Here is a 21714-nt window from a genome sequence, read left to right as displayed (position 1 = left end):
TCCTCTCGGCGGTCAGGAGAACAACAAGGTCGACAGCTTGCGGCGGCCGGCGACGCTCGCGTCGTCCATCGGGCCCCAGGCCTCGAAGAACTGCAGGAGCTGCTTGCGCGCGCCATCATCGTTCCACTTCCTGTCGGCCCCGATGATGGCGATCAGATGGTCGACCGCCTCGTCGCGCCTGTCGCGGGCATTCAACGCCAGCGCCAGATCGAAGCGGGCCTGATGATCCTTCGTATTGGCCGCGACCTTCGCCTCGAGCTCGGCGGTGTCGCCGAGCGAGGCAGCCTGCTCGGCGAGTTCGATCGCGGCGCGCAGGGCCGTGATGGCCGGGTCCGCAGCCTTGTCCTGCGGTGCCATGGCGAGGATGCCCTTGGCGCCTTCGATATCGCCGTTGTCGAGATGCAGCCGCGACAGCCCGGCGATGGCGGCGAGATTGTCAGGCTCCACCTGCAGCACGCCGGCATAGAGCTCGCTGGCGCCGGCCGGGTCGCCGGCCTCGATGGCGGCCTGCGCAGCCGTGATCAGTTCCTCCGTCGCGCCGGGGCCCATCGGGCCGACGAGGCGCTCGATGAAGGCCTTCACCTGGCTTTCCGGCTGGGCGCCCATGAAGCCGTCGATGGGCTGGCCCTGCTTGAAGGCGATGACCGCCGGAATCGACTGGATGCCGAGCTGGCCGGGAATCTGCGGGTGATCGTCGATGTTCATCTTGACGAGCTTGACCTTGCCGCCGGCAGCCTTGACCACCTTCTCGATGACGGGGGTGAGCTGCTTGCAGGGGCCGCACCAGGGCGCCCAGAAATCGATCAGCACCGGCTGCTTCATCGATTCGGCGATGACGTCCTCGCGGAAGCCCTGCGTCGTGGTGTCCTTGATCAGGCCGGGTTGCTCGGCCGCCTCGCCATTGACCAGCATGGGTCGCCCTTCGTGATGCTTCGTAGAGGCGCCGGCGCGCCGGAACGGGCGCCTGCGCAGTTGCCCCATAGATGGGATGCTTCAGCCGTTCTGTCCATCGGGCGGGACGGGCAAATCGACGATCAGCGGGTCATGGCCGGTCTGCCTGAGGAAAGCGAGGAAATCGTCGCGGCCGACCCTGAGCGTGGCCGTATTGATCAGCGGGTGGAAGTTGACGTCCTCGCCGGTCATCAGATTGGCATCCAGCACCATGGTGACGTCGCAGGCACGGTCGTTGACCACGGCGAAGGCGGTGACCGAGCCCGGCGTGACGCCGAGCTTCTCCATCAAGAGCTCGGCGGAGCCGAAGGAGAGCCGGCCGCTGGCGCCGATCGTCTCGTGCAGCCGCTTGAGATCGATGCGCGCGTGAGCCTCGGCCGAGACCAGGAACAGCCGCCCCTTCTTGTCCTTGAGGAACAGGTTCTTGGTGTGGTGGCCGATCATCTCGTCGCGGTGCGGCGCCGTTTCGGCCACGGTGAACACGGCTGGATGATCGGTGCGGTGGAAGGCGATGCCGCGCTCGGACAGATGTTGGCAGAGCTGAGCGGGCGTGATGGGCGTGTTCATCATGGCAAGCCGGTGGTCGCAAGCGTCGGAACAGGTCGGGCATGGCGCTTATCCGCCGCTGGAGCGGGAGGCGGCGCTATTTGGGATGCCTAGCCTCGCCTCTGGCCGACGGCAAGCTGCCCTGTCGGTGGGGCAGTTATCAACGGCCGGCAAAAAACTTTCGCCAGGTGCTTGCGCTCCGCCGCGCTTTGGGGCAATAACCCGACCGCGCCGCCACGGCGCGACTGTCTCGGATGCGGGTGTAGCTCAGGGGTAGAGCACAACCTTGCCAAGGTTGGGGTCGAGGGTTCGAATCCCTTCGCCCGCTCCAGACAATCTCAAGCCTTGAGAAGCATGCAAGCGTCGGATCTTCCGGCGCTTTTTGCTTTTTGGGCGCTGTGTCGGGGCGGGTGAGGCCATTCGCGCCTGTGCCGGCGACGAGCCACCGATATGCCATCCCGCCGACCGATATGGGGGCGTCATGTCCTTGAATCTGCGCCAGCGCTCTTGTCGCTGACGCAGACGGGCGCACTCAGATGCCTCTGATCAGGCCGCCATCGATGCGGATCTTCGCGCCGGTCACGTAGCTTGCCCGCTCGCTGGCGAGGAAGGTGACGACATCGGCGAATTCCTGCGGCTTGCCGTAGCGCCCGGCCGGGATCGTCGCCATCGACGCCTGCGCGACGGAATCGCGTGTCCCGCCGCTGCGTGTGGCCGCGGCATCGTCGAGCTGGTCGACGCGCTCGGTGTGGATGCGGCCGGGCAGGACGACGTTGACCGTGACGCCACTACCGGCGACCTCCGAGGCGAGGGTCTTCGACCAGCCGATCACGGCGGCGCGGATGCCGTTGGAGAGAGCGAGGCGCGGGATCGGCTGTTCGACGCCGGAGGAAGCGATGGTGACGATGCGACCCCAGCCGCGCTCCGCCATGCCGGGCAGCATGCGCTGCGTCAGATGGAAGAGATTCGCGGCCATGCCTTCGAAATGCTTCAGCCAGTCGTCGCGCTTGGCGTCCCGCGCCTCGCCGGGCGGCGGGCCGCCGGAATTGCCGATCAGGATGTCGACCCCGCCTTCCGCGACGAGGCGGTCGGAGAGTGCGTCGACCGAAGCAAGATCGGCGAGATCGAGCTTGACGGCGCTGACGCGGCCGCGCTGGTCCGGCGGCAGGCCGGCGATCCAGCTTTCCGTCACATCGGCGCTGCGGGCTGCGGCGATCACGGTCGCGCCTTCCGCGGCGAGCGTCCGTGCGATCGCCGCGCCGAGGCCGCGGCTGGCGCCCAGCACGAGCGCGCGCTTTCCGACAAGTCCCAGATCCATCAGCCGATCTCCTTCAGGCGCAGTTCCTGCCGCGCGATGAGCCGCTCGATATCGGCGATATCGGCCTTCGACAATGCTCCGCCGGGCTTGCGGAGCGCGCCGGAGGCGATGGCGCCGCGCTTCGCCAGGATGTGCTTGCGGATGGCGAGGCCGAGGCCGGGCTGCTGCTCGTAGCGAGCGAGCGGCAGATAGGCGTCGAACAGGTCATGCGCCCGCTCGACGTTGCCGGCGGCATGCGCCTTCCAGACATCGACCATCATCTCGGGATAGGCGAAGCCGGTCATGGCGCCGTCGGCGCCGCGCGAGAGCTCTTCCGGCAGGAACATCCCGCCATTGCCGACGAGGATCGAGATGCGCCGGCCGCCCTGGTCGCTGGCCGCGCGCAGAGCAGAAATCTTGGCCAGGCCCGGCCAGTCCTCATGCTTGAGCATGACGCAGCTGGGATGGGCAGCGACGATCTTGAGGATCACCGCCGGGGTGATCTGAACCTGGGTGACCAGCGGGAAATCCTGCAGGACGAAGGGCGTCTTCGGCCCCAGCGTCTCGGCTACCATGGCGTAGTAGGAGGCGATCTGGTCGTCGGTGCGCAGGTTGGAGGGCGGTGCGACCATGACGCCGGCGGCGCCGTCATCCATCACGCTGTCGCTGAGCTCGCGCATCGCTGCGAAGCCGGGCGCGGAGACGCCGGCGACGACCGGGACGCGGCCCTGCACCCGCGCCAGCACGCGGCGCACGAAGATGCGGGCTTCGTCGGCGGTCAGCTTGGGTGCTTCGCCCATCATGCCGAGCACGGTGAGGCCGGTCGCGCCCTTCTCCAGATAGAAATCGACCATGCGGTCGGTGCTGTCGAGGTCGAGCGCGCCGGTTTCGGTGAAGGGCGTCACCGCGATGACGTAAACGCCCTCAGCGGTTTCATCGAGCAGAGCCATGATCGTCCTCAGTTCTTGGTGGATGGCGGCAGAAGCTTGCCGGGATTGAGCAGACCTGCCGGATCGAGCAGGTGCTTGAGCTGGTGCATCAGTTCGAGTTCCAGCGGCGCCTTGCGCCGCGGCATCTCGGAGACGCGCAATTGGCCGATGCCGTGCTCGGCGCTGATCGAGCCGCGACGCCGGCCGATCTCGTCGTGGACGATGCGGGTGAGTTCGGGTGCAAGTGCCGCGAAGGCTGCGGGATCCTGTCCCTCGGCCGGCAAGAGGTTGTAGTGCAGGTTGCCGTCGCCAAGATGGCCGAAGACGATCGGCCTGATCCCGGGCGCCACGGCGTGGACGGCGGCATCGGCCGCGGCGACGAAATCGGCCATGGCGGAGACCGGCATCGAGACGTCGTGCTTGGCGGCCTTGCCTTCGCGCACCAGCGCTTCCGACACGCCCTCGCGGATGCGCCAGAACGCCTTGGCCTGCGCGCCGTCCTGCGCGATGGCGGCGTCGAGCACGAGACCCGCCTCAATGCCGTCGGCGAGCGCCGCTTCGAGACGTTCGCGCAGTCCGGATTCATCGTCCTGGCCGGAGAGCTCGATCAGCACGGCAGCCGGCGGCATCGCTGCGAGCGGCAGGCGCGCGTCGCCGATATGGCGCAGGATCAGCGACAGGCAATCGCCGGTCATGAACTCGAAGGCCGTCAGCCGGTCGCCGCAGCGGTCTCGCACCGCGCCAAGGAGCGAGAGAGCGGCGGCAGCGTCCGCAACGGCAACGAATGCGCTGGCGCGGGCATGCGGTCGGGCGAAGAGCTTGAGCACCGCTCCGGTGATGACGCCGAGCGTGCCTTCCGAGCCGATGAAGAGATCGCGCAGGGCGTAACCGGTATTGTCCTTGCGCAGCGCCGTCAGCCCGTCCCAGACGCGGCCATCGGCGAGGACGACCTCCAGGCCCAGCGTGAGTTCGCGCATGGTGCCGTAGCGCAGCACGGCGACGCCGCCGGCATTGGCGGCGAGGTTTCCGCCGATGGTGCAGCTGCCCTCGGCGCCGAGGCTGAGCGGGAAGAAGCGCCCGGCTGCGTCGGCCGCCTGCTGCACCTTCGCCAGAATTACGCCGGCATCGACCGTGATCGTGTTGCCGACAGCGTCGATGTCGCGAATGCTGTTCAGCCGTGCGAGCGAGAGGACGACGGCCTTGCCGGTTTCATCCGGCGTCGCACCGCCCGACATGCTGGTGTTGCCGCCCTGGGGAACGACGGGCGCGGCGTGGCGGGCGCAGAGACGCATCGCGGCGGCGACCTCCTCGGTCGAGCCCGGCCGAATGACGGCTCGCGCGGCGCCATGATATTTGCCGAGCCAGTCGGTGAGGAAAGGCGCCTGGTCCTCTGGGGTGACGAAGACATTCGCCTCGCCGAGAACCCCGGCGAGTTCGGCGATCAGATCGTCCATGGTTCAGCCTTTGCGAAGGGGGCGCCCGCCCCAGCCCAAACGCACGCGCCCGATCGCCATCGTCACCGCGGCTTGCGTCGGCTCGACGACGGGAATGCCCAGTTCCTGCTCCAGCGGCTCGCGGAAGCGCGCCATGCCGGCGCAGCCCATGACCAGCACATCGGCATGATGCGTATCGCGCAGGCTGCGGCCGACGCCGATCATGCGGCCAAGCGTGAGTTCGTCGTCGGCCATCTCGGCGATGGTGAGGTTTACCGGCAGGTCGCCGGCGAAGCGGTCCGTCATCCCCATCGCGCCGAGATAGCGCAGATGGCGCGGGATCGAGTTCTGGAGCATGGCGACGATGCCGAAGCGCTGGCCCAGCGTCAGCGCCGTCAGCACGCCGGATTCGGCGATGCCGAGCACCGGCTTCTCGCTTTGCTCGCGCAGCGCATGCATGCCGGGATCGGAGAAGCAGGCGACGACGAAAGCCGCCGCCTCGTTCTCCAGCCCGGCGGCGCGCTTCAGCAGGGCCGGGATCAGCCCGTCGATATCGCGCTGGGACTGGATGCCGGGCGGTCCCTCGGCCAGAGTCAGGCATTCGATGGCGGGTCCGCCGGCCATGCGCAGCGGCGCGACGGCGACGTCGATCTCCCGCGTCACGCGTTCGGTCGAATTGGGATTGATGACGTAGATCGTGCCGCTCACGACGCCTCTCCTTCCGGGGTGGACCGCGTCCGTTCGCGCCAGCCTGCGAGCGTTTGGCGCGGAGCCTGGAAACGATCGCGCAGCCCGACATACCAGTCGGCGCCATGCAGGCGGCCGACGAGGTCGAGCTTGTCGACATCGACATGCAGGCGCTCGTCGACGATGCCGTCGCGGATGTGGAGATGGACGATCTCGCCGACGACGAGATTGCGATGCCGCGTGCCGAGCGAGAGCGAGACCGTCTCGCGGCATTCGAGCTGGACGGGGGAGGCGGCGAGCCGCGGCGCTGCAATCGCGGCGCTCGGCGCGGTCGTGAGCCCAGCGGCCTCGATCTCGTCGACCTCGCCGGGAAAGTCGATCGCGCAGACCTGCATCGCCTCGACCATGGCACGATCGACGAGATTGACGACGAAGCTGCCGGTGTCGCGGATGTTCCGCATCGTATCCTTCAGCGGCGAAACCGCGCCATCACGCCCCTCGATGCCGAGCACGACCAGCGGTGGCGCGTGGCTGAAGACGTTGAAGAAGCTGAAGGGCGCGGCGTTGGCGCGCCCTTGCGCATCGACGGTGGTGACGAGCGCGATCGGGCGCGGCAGCACGGTGTTGACGAGCAGCTTGTAGAGATCGCGTTCCTTGAGGTCGCCCGCAGCCCAGTCCATCGGCTCAGCCCAGGCTCACATCGAGCAGACGCACGGTCTCGGCCAGCACGCGGGCGCCGTCTCCGGCCTGCTCGGGCGTGATCGATTCCTCGGGCGCATGGCTGCGCCCGTCGAGGCAGGGCACGAAGATCATGCCGACCGGACCGATATGGGCGATTTGCACACCGTCATGCCCGGCGCCGCTCGGCAGGTCGCGCGTGGCGAGCCCGAGCGAGGTCGCGGCATTGGCGATGGCCGAACGGATTTCAGGCGCACAGGCCGTTGGCGCGACATGGCTGATCGGCTCGACCGCGATGGTGAGGCGCAACTCCTCAAGGGCAGGGCGGAGGTCGCGCACCAGCGCTTCGCCAAAGGTCTTCACCGCCGCTTCGTTGCCGGAGCGGACTTCCAGCGTCAGCACGGCCTCGCCGGGGACGGCATTCGCTGCATTGGGGCTGACTTCGATGCGCCCGAAGGTGGCGACCAGCGGCTGGTTGTCGCGCGCGGTCGCGAGCGCCCGTTTATAGGCGGCCTCGACCAGCCTCGCGGCGCCGACCAACGCGTCGGCCCGGAGCGGCATCGGCGTCGCGCCGGCATGGTCGGCCCGGCCGGTCACGGTGATGCGCTCGCGGCGGATGCCGACGATGTCGGAGACGATGCCGACCGGGATGCGCTCATTTTCGAGCACGCGGCCCTGCTCGATATGGACTTCGACATAGGCCGCGACGTCGCCGGCAGTGCGCTTGACGGAGGCCAATTCCTCGGGCCGCCCGCCGACGAAGGCGATGCCCTCGCGCAATGTCATGCCGTCCGGGCGGGCGAGGGCGAGATGCTGCTCGTTCAGGGCGCCTGCGAGCGCGCGGCTGCCGATACAGGAGAGGCCGAATTCGCTCGGCTCCTCCGCGAGGAAATCGACGACCTCCAGCGTGTGGCGCAGCCTGTCGCCACGCTCGCTGAAGCTCTGCGCCACCTCCAGCGCGGCGAGCACGCCGAGGATGCCGTCATAACGGCCGCCGGAGGGCACAGTGTCCGAATGCGAGCCGATCAGGATCGGCTTCAGCGTGGGATCGGCGCCCGCGAGCCGGCCGATCAGGTTGCCGGCGGCGTCGAGCTCTGTTTCCAGCCCGGCCTCGCGGAACTCCGCGGCTAGCCATTCTCGTCCTTCGAGGAAGCGCGAGGTGAAGGAACGGCGCGTCCACGGACGCTCCGGGTCGGTAATCCCAGAGAGCGCCTCGATGCGCCGCCAGAGCCGGTCCTGATCGATCGCCATGGCGGTCACGCCGCCGGGCGCAGGAAGCGGCCGTCGCCGGCCTTGTTGCGGATCTGCTGGCCATCCCAGGCGAGCTGGCCGCGCACGTAAGTTGCGGCGACGCGGACGCGGAACTCGCGGCCCTCCATGGAGCTCCACTTCACCGCCGCGAGGCTCTTGCTCGGGTCGTGGATGAAGCGGCCGGGCTCCAGCACGGTGATGTCGGCATCGGCGCCGGCTTCGAGCCGGCCCTTGTCGGCGAGCAGGAAGGCCTTGGCCGGCCCCTCGCAGAGCTGCTTCACCACGATGGTCGGCGAAAGCCCGTGCTCCTCGCAGCCGGTCCAGAGCGCCGGCAGCAGCGTCTCGATGCCCGGACCGCCCGAGGTGTTCTTGAAGATCATCGGATCGCCCTTCTTCTCCAGACCCCAGGAGACGTGGTCGGACGAGATGAAGTCGCAATGGCCGGCGGCGAGGTGGCTCCAGAGCAGGTCGCTCTCGGCCTTCGGGCGGATCGGCGGATAGTGCTTGATCTTGGCGCCGAAGCGTGGGCCGTGCTCCTCGGCATTGAGCATGAAGTACTGCACGCAGCTCTCGACCGTCGCCTTGGTGCCCGCGCGCTTGTACATGTTGCAGATCTCGAAACCGCGCGAGGTCGAGACGTGGACGGCGTGGGCGCGCGCGCCCGTCTCGGCACCGATCTCGTAGATGCGGGCGGTGGCGAGGTTCTCGATCAGCGGGGTATGGGCGCGTAGGAAAGCGTCGGGGCCGGTATCGCCGGCTTCGATCAGCCTCGCGATATTGCGCCGGGTCATCTCCTGGTCCTGGTTGTGGACGCCGCAGAGCAGGCCGGTCGGCTCGATCAACTTGAAGGCTTCGTAGAGCGTGTCGTCGCCGATACGCGGAAAGCGCGTCGGATTGGCCTCGAAGGTCGAGAACTTGAAGGCGCAGGCGCCGGCCTCGACCAGCCCGGGAATGGCATGGAGGCCGTTCTCGATGGTGATCGTGGCGTAAAGCGCGACATCGACATGGGCGTCGCGCTCGACCACCGCGACCTTCTCGTTGAAGAGCTTGGCGCTGGTGACGGGCTCCGGCTCGTCATAGGGCATGTCGACCATGACGGTGACGCCGCCGGCCGCCGCCGCGCGCGAGCACATGCCGATGCCCTCGTGGTCGGCCTGGCTGCCGGAATGGACCTGGCCGTCGATGACGCCCGGCATGATCCACTGGCCCCGGAAATCCTGGGTCTCGCGAGCCGAGGGCGGCGCGCCGGACCCGACCTTGCTGATCTTGCCACCGGTGACGGCGACATAGCCGTCCTCGATGATCCGGTCGGACAGCACGATGTTGCCGCGGAGGACGAGATCGAAATCGCTCATGGTCGGGGTATCCGGTCGATCCTGCGGGGTGTGCGGAAGGGCGAGCGCCGACTAGTCTGCGCGGCCGAGCGCGTAGTCGGTGAAATTCATGCCGAGCGCCTTCTCGACGATCGGATAGACGCTGGGATCGGTCACGCTGGAGCTCAGCGGGATCTTGCTTTTGGGCACGCGCAGCACCGAAAGATCCATGCCCTCGCGGACATGGCCGGCGCTGACCGGCTGGCCGTCGGAGCCGAGGGTGGTGATCACGTCCGGGAAGCAGGCGTGCCGGGCGCCATCGAGATCGGTGACGGCCATGTACTCGTTCATGACATGGATGACGCGTGCGGCTGCGCCGGCTCCGACCTGGATCGTGCCGATGTCGAAGGCCTCGTTGGTGTAGCGCACATCTTTCTTGGCAACCGGGCCGCGCGCGATGATCGAGCCGCCGGTCTGGTCGCAGATGGCGTCGATGACGGCCGTACCGCCCTTCGGCTTGGCATCGAGGATGCGCTCGCCCAGCGCCAGCGCCATCGAGATGCCGCCGAGCGCGGCGTTCTTGCGCACATAGGCAGCCGAGACAGGATTGCGGCAGGAGGCGATGAAGCCGCCGGACATGTCAGACGCCGTGCGCAGGATCGGCGAGACCTTGGCCGTCGCGCCGCGCGTCACCAGTTCGATATACTGGTTCTTCGCGCGATTGCCGCCGACCGCGACCTGGATCGTCGCTTCCGGGCTGTTAGCGAGGCCGATCGAGCCCATGTCCCCGGTGGGATGGGCGCGGATGTCGCCGACCGCATCGACCACCTTCACGCCGAGGATCGCGCTGGGGAGCCAGGCATTCAGCGTGCTCGACATGCCGTTCTGGCCGATGATCAGGCCGTAGATCGGCTTGCCCAACGCCTCCTGCAGGAGCTGCACCGCCTTGACGTAGTCGATGCCCCACATCTCCCATTCGGTCGTGCCGGCGGGCGCGCCGATGGCGGCGGCGGTGGCGATGATCGCGTCGTCGGGAATCTCGTCCATGGTGACGAGCTCGGGCTTGCCGGTATTGACGGCTGCGGTGCCGAGCATGCGGCCGTGATCGGCCCAGCCGCCTCCGCCCGCCGCGAAGACCGACCCGCCGGCTACCGCGGCCTCGACATCCCTGATCGTCAGAAAGCGCTTCATCGGCCGGCCTCGTCCCGCACAAGTCGAGAGCATTGCTTAAGCGAAAAACCGGTTCCCACTCTTTCGCGCAATGCTCTGTCGCGAACCGGTCGTTGCCGGCACGAGATCGAACTTAGAGCGCTATGCGCGAAATGAATCATGCTTATTATGCGGCCGACCATAAACGGATGTTATCCTCATGCGCCTCAATCTCCGGCAGATCGAAGTTTTCCGGGCCATCATGATCACCGGCTCGATCAGCGGCGCCGCCCGGCTGCTCTCGGTCTCCCAGCCGGCAATCAGCCGCCTGCTGGCCTATACCGAGGACCGGCTGGCGCTGCGCCTGTTCGAGCGCGTGCGAGGGCGCGTGCAACCGACGCCGGAAGCGCGCCGGCTGTTCCAGGAGGTCGACCAGGTCCATCAGGGCGTGGTCCGGGTCAACGAGTTGGCCGACGAACTGCGCGAGCGCGGCACCGGCTCGGTGCGGATCGTCGCGAGCCCGAGCGTCGGCCAAGCGCTTGTGCCCGATGCCATCGCCCGCCTGCGCGAGCGTTTCCCGGATCTGCGCGTCGAGTTCGAGGTGCTGACGTTGCTGGAAATCGTCGCCAAGATCGTCAGCGGTCGGGCCGATCTCGGCGTCTCGATCCTGCCGATCGATGAGCCGACGCTCGATATGGAAATTCTGACCGAAGGTCGCCTGATGGTGATCATGCCGCGCGATCATGCGCTGGCGCGGCTGCGCGTCATCCGCCCGGCCGATCTCGTGCCCTATCCACTGATCGGCTTCGGGCCGCAGACGCCTTATGGCGACGTCGTCGGGCGCGCGCTCGCGCTGAAAGCGGCGCCTCTCAGGATCAGCACCGTCGTCCGCTTCACGCCGGTCGCCTGTGCGATGGTGCGGGCGGGCGCCGGCATCGCCGTCGTCGACGAGTTCGTGCTGCGCGGGCGGACATGGCCGGAGCTGGTGTCGCGCCCGCTGGCGCCCAAGACGCGGGTGCGCGCGCATCTGCTGACGCCGCGTTTCGAGCCGCTTTCGCGCACGGCGAACGCTTTCGTCGACATTTTGCGCGGTCTGGTGCCGCCTATGCCCAAGGGCAAGGACGCCGAGCCGGCCGAGGGCGCTTAACATCATGTTATGGAAACCCGACAACAAATAATTGGCAGGGCATGATTTCGCCCTGTTAGGTTTCGCTCCAGACGTGGCCGGATTGTTGCAGGAACAGGGGCGCAACGATCACGGCATGGCCGTCGCATAACGGGAGCGGGAAGCATGAAACTGAATTCGATCGGGATGGCGCGCGCCGCCGTCAGGGGCGTGGCGTTGGCCGCGCTCATCGCCATGCCGGCCATGGCCGAGGATGCCGACCATCCGCAGAACGAGAAGCTGAAAGTAGCCTGCGATCTCGGCTTCGCGCCCTTCTGCTTCAAGACGCCGAGCGGCGAAACGACCGGCTTCACCTACGACATGTCCGCCGCGATCGCCCAGAAGCTCGGCCGCCCCGGCGTCGATGTGACGGATTCGAACTTCTCGGCGATCTTCGCCGGTTTGTTCTCCAAGCGCTACGAGATGATCCCGGCGCCGACGAACATCACGACCGAGCGCGCGGCGCAGATGCTGTTCAGCGAGCCCTATATGCCGACGGGCCTCGGCTTCCTCGTCAAGAAGGGCGGCAAGATCGCCGGTCTCGACGACCTGAAAGGCAAGGCCCTTTCCGTCAATAACGGCTCGATCTCGGACAAGTGGCTGACCGATAACGAGGCCAAATACGGCTACACCATCCAGCGCTACAACAAGAACGCCGACGCCGTGCAGGCCGTCATGATCGGCCGTGCCTTCGCCAATGTCGCCGATGCGCCGGTCTCGCGCTATGTCGCGACCCAGACGCCGATGGCCGAAGTGCCCTTCGTTCTCGACGGCGGCCGCAATTTCGGCATCGCCTTCCGCAAGGAGGACGCCGCTTTCCGCGCCCAGGTCGAAGTCGCGCTGGAGTGCATGAAGACCGACGGCACTCTGGCCAAGATCCACGAGAAGTGGTTCGGCGTGAAGCCGGAGGCGGCATCCTCGACTGCGACGGTCTATCCGGGCACCGGCGCGCCGGGCTTCGAGGGCTATGACGCGACAGAGCACAAGGCCGCGTGCAAGTGACGTCGCAGCCCGCCATGACGGCCACGCTCCCTGAGACGATCGTTTCGATCGAGGGGCTGCGCAAGAGCTTCGGCAATGTCGAGGTCCTGCGCGGTGTCGATCTCAAGGTCGGCAAGGGCGAGGCCGTCGTGATCGTCGGCTCCTCCGGTTCGGGCAAGAGCACTTGCCTGCGCTGCATCAACCGGCTGGAGGAACCGACGGCGGGCGCGATCCGCGTCGGTGGGCAGGAGATCACCGGTCCGAAGGTGGACCTCAATCTCCTGCGCCGCCGGATCGGCATGGTCTTCCAGGGCATCCATCTCTACCCGCACAAGACAGCGCTGGGGAACGTGATGCTGGCGCTGCGCAAGGTCGTCGGCCTCGGCAAGGAGGAGGCCGAGCGCAAGGCGCGCCACCATCTCGAGGTCGTCGGCCTCGCCCACAAGGCCGATGCCTATCCGGCCGAGTTGTCCGGCGGGCAGCAGCAGCGGGTCGGCATCGCCCGCGCCATGGCGCTGGAGCCGCAGGTCATGCTCTTCGACGAGCCGACCTCGGCGCTCGACCCCGAGCTTGTCGGCGAAGTGCTCAACGTCATGGTCCGCACCAAGGAGATGGGCATGACCATGATCGTGGTGACGCATGAGATGAAGTTCGCGCGCGATGTCGCCGACCGCGTTGTCTTCATGGACCATGGCGCGATCCTGTCCGAGGGCACGCCGCAGGAGATCCTCGTCAACCCGCAGCACCAGCGCATCCGCGACTTCGTGATGCGCTCGCACGGCTGACGGGCACCCATGGACCAGATCGTCCGCTATTTCTTCGATTTCGGGCTGTTGTCGGCCTATTGGCCCGACATCCTGCGCGGCTTCCTCATCACCGTCGAGATGTCGATCCTGACGGTCCTCATCGGCATCCCGCTCGGCCTCGTCCTCGCGGTGTTGCGCCTCTACGGCATCCGGCCGCTGAACTGGCTGATCATCTTCTACATCGACTTCTTCCGCTCGATCCCGCAGCTCGTGCTGATCGTGCTGGCCTATTTTGCGCTGCCCTATTTCGGGCTGGTGCTGGAGCCCATCACCGCGACCGTGCTGGCACTCGCGATCGTGCTCTCGGCCTTCGCCGAGGAGATCTTCTGGGCCGGCATCAACGCCGTGGCTAAGGGGCAGTGGGAGGCGGGGCGCTCGACGGGCCTCGGCTTCACCCAGACGCTGGCCTACATCATCCTGCCGCAGGTTGTGCGCATGTCGATCCCGCCGCTGACCAACCGCGCCATCGGGATCAGCAAAGGCACGACGCTGGGCTCCGTGGTGGCCGTGCCCGAGCTGCTCAACGTGACCTCGAGCATCCAGTCCAACGTCGCCAACCCGACCGCGCTCACCGTCGGCGCGCTGCTGTTCCTGCTGCTGTTCCTGCCCTTCGTGCGCTTCACGCGCTGGCTGGAACATGTCTACGCGCATCCGAGGTCATGATGGACGAGCTCGTCACGACCTTCTTCAATTTCGACGTCCTCAAGCAGGTCTGGCCGCTGCTGCTGCAGGGCTTCTGGATGACGCTGGCGCTGGCCGCGGTCGCCGTGCCGCTTTCGGTGCTGACCGGCATCGCCATCGCCATGGCGCAGGACGTGCCGAACAAACTGCTGCGCTTCGTGCTGGTCGCCTATGTCGATGTGATGCGCGCCATCCCGCCGCTGGTGCTGCTGATCTTCATCTTCTTCGGCCTGCCCTTCCTGGGCCTGAAGCTCAACGAGTTCACGGCGGCCGTGCTGGCGCTGACGCTGAACGGTTCGAGCTATTTCGCCGAGATCTTCCGCGCGGGCATCGAATCCGTGCCGAAGGGGCAGCGCGAGGCGGCCCGCTCGACGGGCCTCAGCTGGTACCAGAGCATGATCCATGTCGTGGTGCCGCAGGGCACGCGCAACGTGCTGCCGGACCTGATCAGCAATACGGTCGAGCTGGTGAAGCAGACCTCGATCGCGTCTGCCGTCGCTTTGCAAGAGCTGCTGCGCTCGGCCCAGCTCGCCCAGGGCCTGCTCTACAACCCGACGCCGCTGATCGCGGTGGCGATCGTCTACTTCCTGATGTTCTGGCCCTTCGTGCGGCTGGTCTCGCGCCTGCAGAACCGCACGGCCATGTCGGCTGCGTGAGGCGATTGTGACCCGTCGCGTCAGATCGCGACGGGGTAGAGGCGGGTGATGCGGTTTGGGTTGGTCTCGGCGAGGAAAATGTCGCCAGAGGGCCCTAGCCAGAGCCCATGGGCGCCATTGAGGACCGGCCGGCAGCGGCCGAGCAGAGCGCCGTCCGGCGAGAGCAGGCTCAGCGTCGGGATGGAATCGCAGACATGAATCCGGTCCTCCGCATCGGCGACGACATCCTGGGGGCGCAGGAAGGCGTCCCACACCGCCAGAAGCTCGCCTTCTGCGGTGAAGCTCTGCACGCGGCTGTTCTCGCGATCGGCGACAATGACGCGCCCGTCGCTGAGCACGCAGATGCCGTGCGGCGTCAGGAAGGCGCCAGGTGCGGTTCCGACCGAACCCCAGCTCGCGATCAGGCCGCCGCCAGCGTCGAAGCGATGAATGCGGCCGTTGCCATAGCCATCCGCGACGTAGAAGCCGCCGTCGGGCGCGAAGGCGATGTCGCTGGGATGATTGAAGGGATGGCCCGGCCGATGGCTCTCGCCGATCTGCTGCCGCACCTGTCCCTCGATGTCGCAGAAAAGAATGCGATGGGCGTCGCGGTCGACGATGGCGAGGCCGCCATCGGGCATCGCCGCGATCTTGTGGGCATCGAGGCAGAGCGCCTCGCCCCAGCTGCGCAGGAAGCTGCCGTCGGCTGCAAGCGTGACGACGCAGGGGCCGTCAGGATCGACCGCGCTGTCGCGGCGCAGCAGGACATGCACGAGCCCGTCCTTGTCGACCGCCAGATCGGTGATCCGACCCGGCGTCGCGGACAGGGCGCCCCAGGGACGCTCGACGCCGTAAAGCATTTCGCCGAGCGCAACGCGCAATTCCGTTTTCATCCTGACCTCGTCGCCGTTTCGCGCGCTGTGGGTGGCCATCGTTTCAGGGCCCCGGCCGCATGGGGAGAAAGACCATGAGCGATTTCGATCTCGTCATTCGCGGCGGCACCGCCGTGACCGCCTCCGACATCGGGTCCTTCGATATCGGCATTGCCGGCGGCGTCATCGCCGCGATCGGAGAAGGGCTGCCGCGCGGTAAGGAGGAAGTCGATGCGCGCGGCCTGCTCGTCCTGCCCGGCGGTGTCGATGCCCACGTCCATCTCGACCAGCCCTTTTCCTCGGGCGCTGATATCGCTGATGGCTTCGACAGCGGCACGGCCTCTGCCGCAGCCGGCGGCACGACGACGGTCGTGTGCCATGCCCCGCAGATCCGCGGCGGTTCGTTGGCAGGTGCGGTCGCAGCCTATGCGGAGAAAGCGAAGCAGGCGCGGATCGACCACGCCTTCCATCTTCTGGTCAACGATCCGACGCCGGAGGTTCTCGAAAACGAGCTGCCGGCGCTGGTCGCGGCCGGGCACCGCTCCGTCAAGATCTTCATGACCTATGACAGCAACCGTCTCGGCGATGCGCAGATCCTGCAGACGCTCGCAGCGGCCCGGCGCGCCGGCGCGCTTGTCTGTGTGCATGCCGAGCATCACGAGCTGATTACCTGGCTGACGCAGGCGCTGCTGGCGGCCGGGCAGACCGCGCCGCGCCATCTCGCCTGGGCCAAGCCGATGGTGGTGGAGCGCGAGGCGACGCATCGCATTCTCGCGCTGGCCGAGGCGCTGGATACGCCGATCCAGATCTTCCACGTCTCGGGCCGACAGTCCGGCGAGGAGGTCGAGCGGGCGCAGGCGCGGGGGCAGAAGGCCTGGGCCGAGACCTGCACGCAATATCTCGTGCTCGACGAGGCCGACATGGACCGGCCGGGCTTCGAGGGCGCGAAGTTCATGATCTCGCCGGCGCTGCGGTCCGCCGCCGATCAGGAGGCGCTCTGGCGCTTCCTGCGTGAGGGCGTCATCGACATCGTCTCGTCCGACCATTCGCCGCTGCGCTACGACGATCCGCGCGGCAAGAAGCAGCATGGCGAGAACGCGCCCTTCAACAAGATCCCGAACGGCGTGCCCGGCCTCGCCGCGCGGTTGCCCATCCTCTATTCGGAGGGCGTCGCCAAGGGGCGGATCGATCTGCGTCGTTTCGTCGATCTCGTCGCGACCAACCCGGCCCGCCGCTTCGGCCTCGCGCCGCGCAAGGGCGTGCTCGCGGTCGGGGCGGACGCCGATGTCGTGCTGTTCGATCCCGATCGGCGCGTCACCCTGACCAACGCCATGCAGCACCATGGCAGCGACTACACGCCTTACGAAGGAATGGAGGTGCAGGGCTATCCGACCGCCACCTATCAACGCGGCCGGCTGATCTTCGACGGCGAGCGCGTGTTGGCGGAGCCGGGGCAGGGGCAATTGCTGGCGCGCGGCCCCTATGCCGAGATTGCGCCGACCGGCCGCTTTCCAACGCCGTTCGATCCGTTCCGGTGAGGGAAGCAAGGAGAGCGCTCAGGCGCTCTCCGGCTTTCCGAGCGGAGCGCCGACGCCGGTGCGCTCGGTGAGCAGGCCGTAATGCTCGACGCGGCGATGCCTAGAGAAGTCGAAGATCGTCGCCTTGCCGAAACGGGTGTCGTCGAGGTCGCAAGGGTGGATAAGCACGCCGTCCTCCTCATGGTCGATTTCGCCAACGATCTTGCCGTCCGGCGCCGCGATCAGCGTGCCGCCGAAGAGACGGTGGCCATCCTCGTTGCCGGCCTTGGCGACGGCCACGACCCAGGTCGAATTCTGATAGGCGCCGGCCTGAACCGAGAGGCGGTGATGGAACAGGCGGTCTGCCGTCGTTTCATGGGGCGATTGCGAGTTGGCGGAGGGGGTGTTGTAGCCGAGAACGACCATCTCCACGCCCTGCAGACCCATGACGCGATAGGTCTCCGGCCAGCGCCGGTCGTTGCAGATCGCCATGCCCATGAGCCCGCCCTCGAACTCCCAGACCGGGAAGCCGAGATCGCCGGGCTCGAAATAGCGCTTCTCGAGATGCTGGTGTGCCCGCTCCGTGTCGAACTCGGCATGGCCGGGAAGATGGATCTTCCGGTATTTGCCCACGATCCGGCCAGCGCGGTCGACGAGGATCGAGCTGTTGAAATGGCGCCCGTCGGGGGTGAGCTCGGCATAACCGAAGCTCATGGCCATGCCGAGCGCTTTCGCCTTGTCGAAGAGCGGCTGCGTCTCCGGGCCGGGCATGCTGCGCTCGAACCAGTGGTCGGCCTCGGCGCGATCCTCATGATACCAGCGCGGGAAGAAGGTGGTCAGCGCCAGCTCGGGGTAGACGATGAAGGTCGCGCCCTGGGCCCTTGCCGTCTCCATGAGCGCGATCATGCGGTCGACGACCTGCTTGCGGCTCTCGGCCCGCTGGATCGGGCCCAGCTGGGCGGCGGCGACTGTGACGATGCGTGACACGGTTCTTCCTGATCAGATGGTGCTTCGGGGCCGCCCGATCACGACCTCTTTCGAGATCAGCGTGCTGCGTCCGAGCATGCTTTCCACGAGCCCGCCCCTTCGGGGTTGCTGGGCCGTGTCAAAGCCTTAGATCGTTGGCTTCCATTCTTCATATGCTTTGTTCGCGATCAGCCATAATCGCGCGTTATGCTCCACGCCACGGTCCAGCAGCGCGAGAAGGCGGAGCTCGGTATCTTGGCGCGATGCCGGCTCGCCCTGGGCGCCGATCGGCCGTGAAGGTGCTGGCGCGGAGGCCGCGCCAGCAGCTCGCAGGCTGTGTCGTGTTGCGGCGGTAAGGCCTACAGCAGCTCTTCGCCGCGTCTCTCGGGGATGAGGAGCCACATGGCGAGGATATCGAGGACGTAGAGGGTCGCGAGCAGCGCGATGGCGGTCTGGAAGCCATAGGCTGCCGCGATCGCGCCCACGATGACGGGGCCGAAGCCGCCGACGCCGCGACCGATGTTGAACAGCACGTTCTGGGCGGTGGCGCGGGCCGCCGTCGGGAAGAGCTCGCTCATCAGCGCGCCGTAGCCGCCGAGCATGCCGTTAACGAAGAAGCCCATCACCGCACCGGCGACGAGGAGCTGCATCGGGTCGGTCAGCCGGGAATAGACGATGACCATCACCGCAGCGCCCAGCATGTAGCCGAAGAAGGCCGGGCGCCGGCCGACCCGGTCGGCGATATGGCCGAAGGCGAAGATGCCGAGCGCCATGCCGGCGATGGTCACCGCCGTCCACAGCGCCGATTGGGTGAGGGCGAAGCCGAACCGCGTCGCGAGATAGTTCGGCAGCCAGATCATCACGCCGTAATAGCCGAAGTTCTGGACCGAGCAGAGGATCACCATGCCGATGCTGAGCTTGGTGGTCTCCCAGTCCTTGACCAGCAGGCGCAGCGCGGATTCCTTCGGACGGTCCTTCGAGCGGGCGACGAAGACGTCGGGCTCGTGCAGCGAATGCCGGATGAAATAGGCCGCGATCGCCGGCAGGACGCCGATGGCGAACATGCCGCGCCAGCCGATGGTGGGCAGCAGCAGCGGGGTGACGAGGGCGGCCGCGAGGACGCCGACCTGCCAGCCGAGGCCGACATAGGAGGAGGCGCGCGCCCGCTTCGAGGCCGGCCAGGCTTCGGCGACGAGCGCCATGCCGATGCCGAATTCGCCGCCGAGCCCGAGGCCGGCGATGGTGCGGTAGATCAACAGATCCCAATAGCCCTGGGCGAAGGCGCACAAGCCGGTGAAGACGGCGAAGAGGACGATGGTCCAGGTCAGGACACGGACGCGGCCGATCCGGTCCGAGAGCATGCCGAAACCGATGCCGCCAAGGACGGCGCCGACGAGCGTCGCCGTCACCAGAGAGGCGGCCTGGGCTTGGCTCAATTGCAGGTCGGCCGAGATCGCCCTGAGCATGAAGCCGAGGATCAAGAGGTCGAAGCCATCCATCGCATAGCCAATGGCGGCGCCCCACAACGCCTTGCGCGCCTTGTCGTCCACCGTCGTCGGTGCCGACAGCGCGGCGGCCGATGCTGTCCGATCGCTCATGGTTCAAGGCCCCTCGTTTTCGCCCGGCCGAAAGGATGCTGAGCTGCAAGCCAGATCGAGGCGCGCTCACATGCGTGATGTCGGCTCGACATGTCACGCTGCCCGAGCCGGCGCAATAATTCGCCCCGAATCAGCCTGTGGATGTGCCGGGAAACATTCGCGTGTGTGGCTTTATCGACAGCGCGGCGCTGGCCCTGGCGCCATGGTGGAAATCGCGGGGCGGGGATTGACCTGCCGGGCGGGGGCGATCAGAAGGGGCCGTTTGCCAATTCGACCAGCCCCTGCGCCCTTGCCGTCCCCGGCGAGCGGCGTCGCTCAGCCCAAGGAAACCGCGCCATGCCCAATCTGTTCACCCCCACCGACCGGGCCGTGATCGCGCGCGAAGCGGCCAAGATGCTGCTCGAGATCAAGGCTGTGCACTTCTACAGCGACAAGCCCTTCTTCTTCACTTCCGGCTGGGCGAGCCCGGTCTATATCGACTGCCGCAAGATCATCTCCTACCCCCGTCTGCGCTCGACGCTGATCGATTTCGCCGCCACCACGATCGTGCGCGACATCGGCTACGAGTCGCTCGACACCATCGCCGGGGGCGAAACCGCGGGCATCCCCTTCGCTGCCTGGATCTCCGACCGCCTGGCGCTGCCGATGCAGTATGTCCGCAAGAAGCCGAAGGGCTTCGGCCGCAATGCCCAGATCGAGGGCTCGGTCGTCGAGGGCGCGCGCACGCTGCTGGTCGAGGATCTCGCTACGGACGGGCGCAGCAAGGTCAATTTCGCCGAAGCGCTGCGCAATGCGGGCGCCGATGTGCAGCATTGCTTCGTGCTGTTCTACTACGACATCTTCCCGAAGAGCCGCGAGCTGATGGCGGAGATCGGCGTGAACCTGCACTACCTCACCACCTGGTGGGATGTGCTGGCCGTCGCGAAGGACAGCGGCCATTTCGAGCCGAAGATCCTTGCCGAGGTCGAGAGCTTCCTCAACGACCCGGCGAGCTGGTCGTCCAAGCATGGCGGGATCTCCGCCTTCGGCGAAGAAAAGAAGCCGGCCTGAGCCGATGCTTCAGGACCCGCAGCTGCGTCTGGATGTCGAGAACGGACAGCTGCAGGACGGGGGCGGCCGGGTGTTCGATCCGGCGGCGCGGCGGTGGTGCGAAGCCCCGCTGGCTGCACTGGGCGAGCCGGTGTCGGCCGCCAGTGCCTTGCGCTGGCTTCAGCGTGAGAGCGGGATGGCTCTGCGCACGCCCGTCGCCGTGATCGGGACGCGCACGCCGACCGCTTCTCAGGCGGTTGCCGCCGAAACCTTGGGTCGGCTTCTCGCCGAGCACGGCGTCACCGTGCTGTGCGGCGGCCGCTCAGGTGTGATGGAGGAGGTCTGCCGTGGCGTCGCGCAGGCCGGCGGCCTCTCGATTGGCCTTTTGCCCGATGACGAGCCGGAGGCGGCCAATCCCTACGTCACGGTCCCGCTTGCCACCGGCATCGGCGTGGCCCGCAATGCGCTGATCGCCCGGGCGGCGTGTTGTCTGGTTGCGATCGGGGGCGGTTACGGAACGCTATCGGAGATCGCCTTCGCCCTGCAGTTCAAGCGGCCGGTCTTCCTGCTGGAAGGCGCGCCGACCGTCGACGGGGCGCTCGCCTGCTCCGATGCAGAGGCGACGCTAGACGCTGTCGCGCGGGTGATCCTGGCAGTCTGAACGCCGTCCGTTCACGGCCTGTCGGGCCGGCCCGCTGCGGCGCCGCTGCGGGCTTCGAGCGCCTTGGCGACGCGGCGCATCGCCTCGCCGGCGGCATCGCACTCCTCGTCGCTGAGTACGGTCATCATCGCCTCGATCTCGGCGACGTGGATCGCCATCGCCTTGCGGGTCAGCGCTTCGCCTTCGGGTGTCAGCCAAAGTCGGCGCAGGCGCTTGTCGGCGTCGTCATTGCGCCGCTCGATCAACCCGCGCCGCTCCAGTACCGGCAGCAGCATGCTCATCGCGCTGCGCCCGACGAGAAGCTTCTCGGCCAGCGCCTGCTGCGAGAGGCCGGGCGCGTGGAAGATGTTGGCGAGCACGTCGTAATGCGCGAGCTGGATGTCGAGCGGCGCAAGCGCCTCGGTGAAAACCTTCTCCCACAAGCTGTGAGCACGGGCGACGGAGACCCAGTTGCGGAAGCGCGGGAGATCCCAGGGCAGGATCTGCGACTCCGGCAAATCAGAAAGCGCTTGCTTTTTGTTCATGGCTGAACATATTCGTTCAGCGCTGAACAAGACAGGGTCCGTGCC

The 21714-nt window shown here is 67.3% G+C and carries 22 protein-coding genes and 1 tRNA gene; 9 read left to right on the top strand and 14 right to left on the bottom strand.

Going from position 1 to position 21714, the window contains the following annotated elements:
- Positions 1-12 precede the first annotated feature (12 nt).
- Both trxA and AC1DDA_RS19460 read right to left on the bottom strand, forming a co-directional pair.
- Entirely contained in the window at positions 13-912 is a 900-nt protein-coding gene (gene trxA / locus AC1DDA_RS19465; RefSeq protein WP_476796999.1) for a thioredoxin, read from the bottom strand.
- An 81-nt stretch (positions 913-993) separates the two neighbouring features.
- The gene (locus AC1DDA_RS19460; protein ID WP_476779545.1) at positions 994-1518 is read right to left on the bottom strand and encodes a prolyl-tRNA synthetase associated domain-containing protein; all 525 of its coding nucleotides are present in this window, start codon (positions 1516-1518) and stop codon (positions 994-996) included.
- A gap of 235 nt (positions 1519-1753) precedes the next feature.
- Between AC1DDA_RS19460 and AC1DDA_RS19455 the strand changes: the two genes are divergently transcribed.
- A tRNA-Gly gene (locus AC1DDA_RS19455) sits at positions 1754-1828 on the top strand.
- 201 nt (positions 1829-2029) lie between these two features.
- Here AC1DDA_RS19455 and AC1DDA_RS19450 read toward each other — a convergent pair.
- The 8 genes from AC1DDA_RS19450 to AC1DDA_RS19415 are packed head-to-tail and all read right to left on the bottom strand — an operon-like array spanning position 2030 to position 10276.
- Positions 2030-2815, bottom strand: coding sequence for an SDR family oxidoreductase (locus tag AC1DDA_RS19450; RefSeq protein WP_476796998.1), 786 nt, complete (start codon positions 2813-2815; stop codon positions 2030-2032).
- The gene (locus AC1DDA_RS19445) at positions 2815-3744 is read right to left on the bottom strand and encodes a dihydrodipicolinate synthase family protein (RefSeq protein WP_476796997.1); all 930 of its coding nucleotides are present in this window, start codon (positions 3742-3744) and stop codon (positions 2815-2817) included. The genes AC1DDA_RS19450 and AC1DDA_RS19445 overlap by 1 nt, the downstream gene beginning before the upstream one ends.
- A gap of 8 nt (positions 3745-3752) precedes the next feature.
- Complete coding sequence (locus AC1DDA_RS19440) at positions 3753-5177, bottom strand: FAD-binding oxidoreductase (RefSeq protein WP_476796996.1); 1425 nt, start codon at positions 5175-5177, stop codon at positions 3753-3755.
- Positions 5178-5180: 3 nt separating this feature from the next.
- Positions 5181-5864: an aspartate/glutamate racemase family protein gene (locus tag AC1DDA_RS19435; RefSeq protein WP_476796995.1), complete on the bottom strand. Its 684-nt coding sequence runs from the start codon at positions 5862-5864 to the stop codon at positions 5181-5183.
- Entirely contained in the window at positions 5861-6523 is a 663-nt protein-coding gene (locus tag AC1DDA_RS19430) for a flavin reductase family protein (protein ID WP_476796994.1), read from the bottom strand. The genes AC1DDA_RS19435 and AC1DDA_RS19430 overlap by 4 nt, the downstream gene beginning before the upstream one ends.
- Before the next feature lie 4 nt (positions 6524-6527).
- Positions 6528-7772, bottom strand: a complete 1245-nt coding sequence (locus AC1DDA_RS19425; protein WP_476796993.1) for a hydantoinase/carbamoylase family amidase — start codon at positions 7770-7772, stop codon at positions 6528-6530.
- Between the two features lie 5 nt (positions 7773-7777).
- Complete coding sequence (locus tag AC1DDA_RS19420; RefSeq protein WP_476796992.1) at positions 7778-9127, bottom strand: dihydroorotase; 1350 nt, start codon at positions 9125-9127, stop codon at positions 7778-7780.
- A gap of 51 nt (positions 9128-9178) precedes the next feature.
- On the bottom strand, positions 9179-10276 hold the full coding sequence (locus tag AC1DDA_RS19415) for a DUF917 domain-containing protein (RefSeq protein WP_476796991.1): 1098 nt from the start codon (positions 10274-10276) through the stop codon (positions 9179-9181).
- Positions 10277-10454: 178 nt separating this feature from the next.
- On the opposite strand from AC1DDA_RS19415, the gene AC1DDA_RS19410 reads away from it, so the two are divergent.
- From AC1DDA_RS19410 to AC1DDA_RS19390, 5 genes are all read left to right on the top strand, one after another.
- Positions 10455-11381, top strand: a complete 927-nt coding sequence (locus AC1DDA_RS19410) for a LysR family transcriptional regulator (RefSeq protein ID WP_476779536.1) — start codon at positions 10455-10457, stop codon at positions 11379-11381.
- Between the two features lie 144 nt (positions 11382-11525).
- Entirely contained in the window at positions 11526-12401 is an 876-nt protein-coding gene (locus AC1DDA_RS19405; RefSeq protein ID WP_476796990.1) for a substrate-binding periplasmic protein, read from the top strand.
- A 14-nt stretch (positions 12402-12415) separates the two neighbouring features.
- The gene (locus AC1DDA_RS19400) at positions 12416-13165 is read left to right on the top strand and encodes an amino acid ABC transporter ATP-binding protein (RefSeq protein ID WP_476796989.1); all 750 of its coding nucleotides are present in this window, start codon (positions 12416-12418) and stop codon (positions 13163-13165) included.
- A 9-nt stretch (positions 13166-13174) separates the two neighbouring features.
- Complete coding sequence (locus AC1DDA_RS19395) at positions 13175-13849, top strand: amino acid ABC transporter permease (protein WP_476796988.1); 675 nt, start codon at positions 13175-13177, stop codon at positions 13847-13849.
- Positions 13849-14523, top strand: coding sequence for an amino acid ABC transporter permease (locus tag AC1DDA_RS19390; RefSeq protein WP_476796987.1), 675 nt, complete (start codon positions 13849-13851; stop codon positions 14521-14523). Before AC1DDA_RS19395 ends, AC1DDA_RS19390 begins: the two co-directional genes overlap by 1 nt.
- A gap of 20 nt (positions 14524-14543) precedes the next feature.
- Here AC1DDA_RS19390 and AC1DDA_RS19385 read toward each other — a convergent pair whose 3' ends face one another.
- Positions 14544-15395: an NHL repeat-containing protein gene (locus AC1DDA_RS19385; protein WP_476796986.1), complete on the bottom strand. Its 852-nt coding sequence runs from the start codon at positions 15393-15395 to the stop codon at positions 14544-14546.
- Positions 15396-15469: 74 nt separating this feature from the next.
- Here AC1DDA_RS19385 and hydA point away from each other — a divergent pair, with 74 nt between their 5' ends.
- On the top strand, positions 15470-16912 hold the full coding sequence (gene hydA / locus AC1DDA_RS19380) for a dihydropyrimidinase (protein WP_476796985.1): 1443 nt from the start codon (positions 15470-15472) through the stop codon (positions 16910-16912).
- Between the two features lie 18 nt (positions 16913-16930).
- On the opposite strand, the gene AC1DDA_RS19375 is transcribed toward hydA, so the two are convergent.
- Together AC1DDA_RS19375 and AC1DDA_RS19370 are read right to left on the bottom strand one after the other, a co-directional pair.
- Positions 16931-17878 carry an N-carbamoyl-D-amino-acid hydrolase gene (locus tag AC1DDA_RS19375; RefSeq protein ID WP_476796984.1) on the bottom strand — a complete coding sequence of 316 codons (948 nt, stop codon included), beginning with the start codon at positions 17876-17878 and terminating at the stop codon, positions 16931-16933.
- A 338-nt stretch (positions 17879-18216) separates the two neighbouring features.
- Positions 18217-19455 (bottom strand): MFS transporter, encoded by a 1239-nt coding sequence (locus AC1DDA_RS19370; protein ID WP_476796983.1) that lies wholly within the window; start codon positions 19453-19455, stop codon positions 18217-18219.
- 336 nt (positions 19456-19791) lie between these two features.
- On the opposite strand from AC1DDA_RS19370, the gene AC1DDA_RS19365 reads away from it, so the two are divergent.
- The gene (locus AC1DDA_RS19365) at positions 19792-20505 is read left to right on the top strand and encodes an orotate phosphoribosyltransferase (protein ID WP_441511677.1); all 714 of its coding nucleotides are present in this window, start codon (positions 19792-19794) and stop codon (positions 20503-20505) included.
- 4 nt (positions 20506-20509) lie between these two features.
- Entirely contained in the window at positions 20510-21145 is a 636-nt protein-coding gene (locus AC1DDA_RS19360; RefSeq protein WP_476796982.1) for a TIGR00725 family protein, read from the top strand.
- An 11-nt stretch (positions 21146-21156) separates the two neighbouring features.
- Here the strand turns inward: AC1DDA_RS19360 and AC1DDA_RS19355 are convergent, their stop codons facing one another.
- Entirely contained in the window at positions 21157-21669 is a 513-nt protein-coding gene (locus AC1DDA_RS19355; protein ID WP_476796981.1) for a MarR family winged helix-turn-helix transcriptional regulator, read from the bottom strand.
- Positions 21670-21714 lie beyond the last annotated feature (45 nt).

This window comes from Allobosea sp. 10N428 (assembly GCF_056394545.1).
This window is presented reverse-complemented; position numbering and strand designations above follow the sequence as displayed.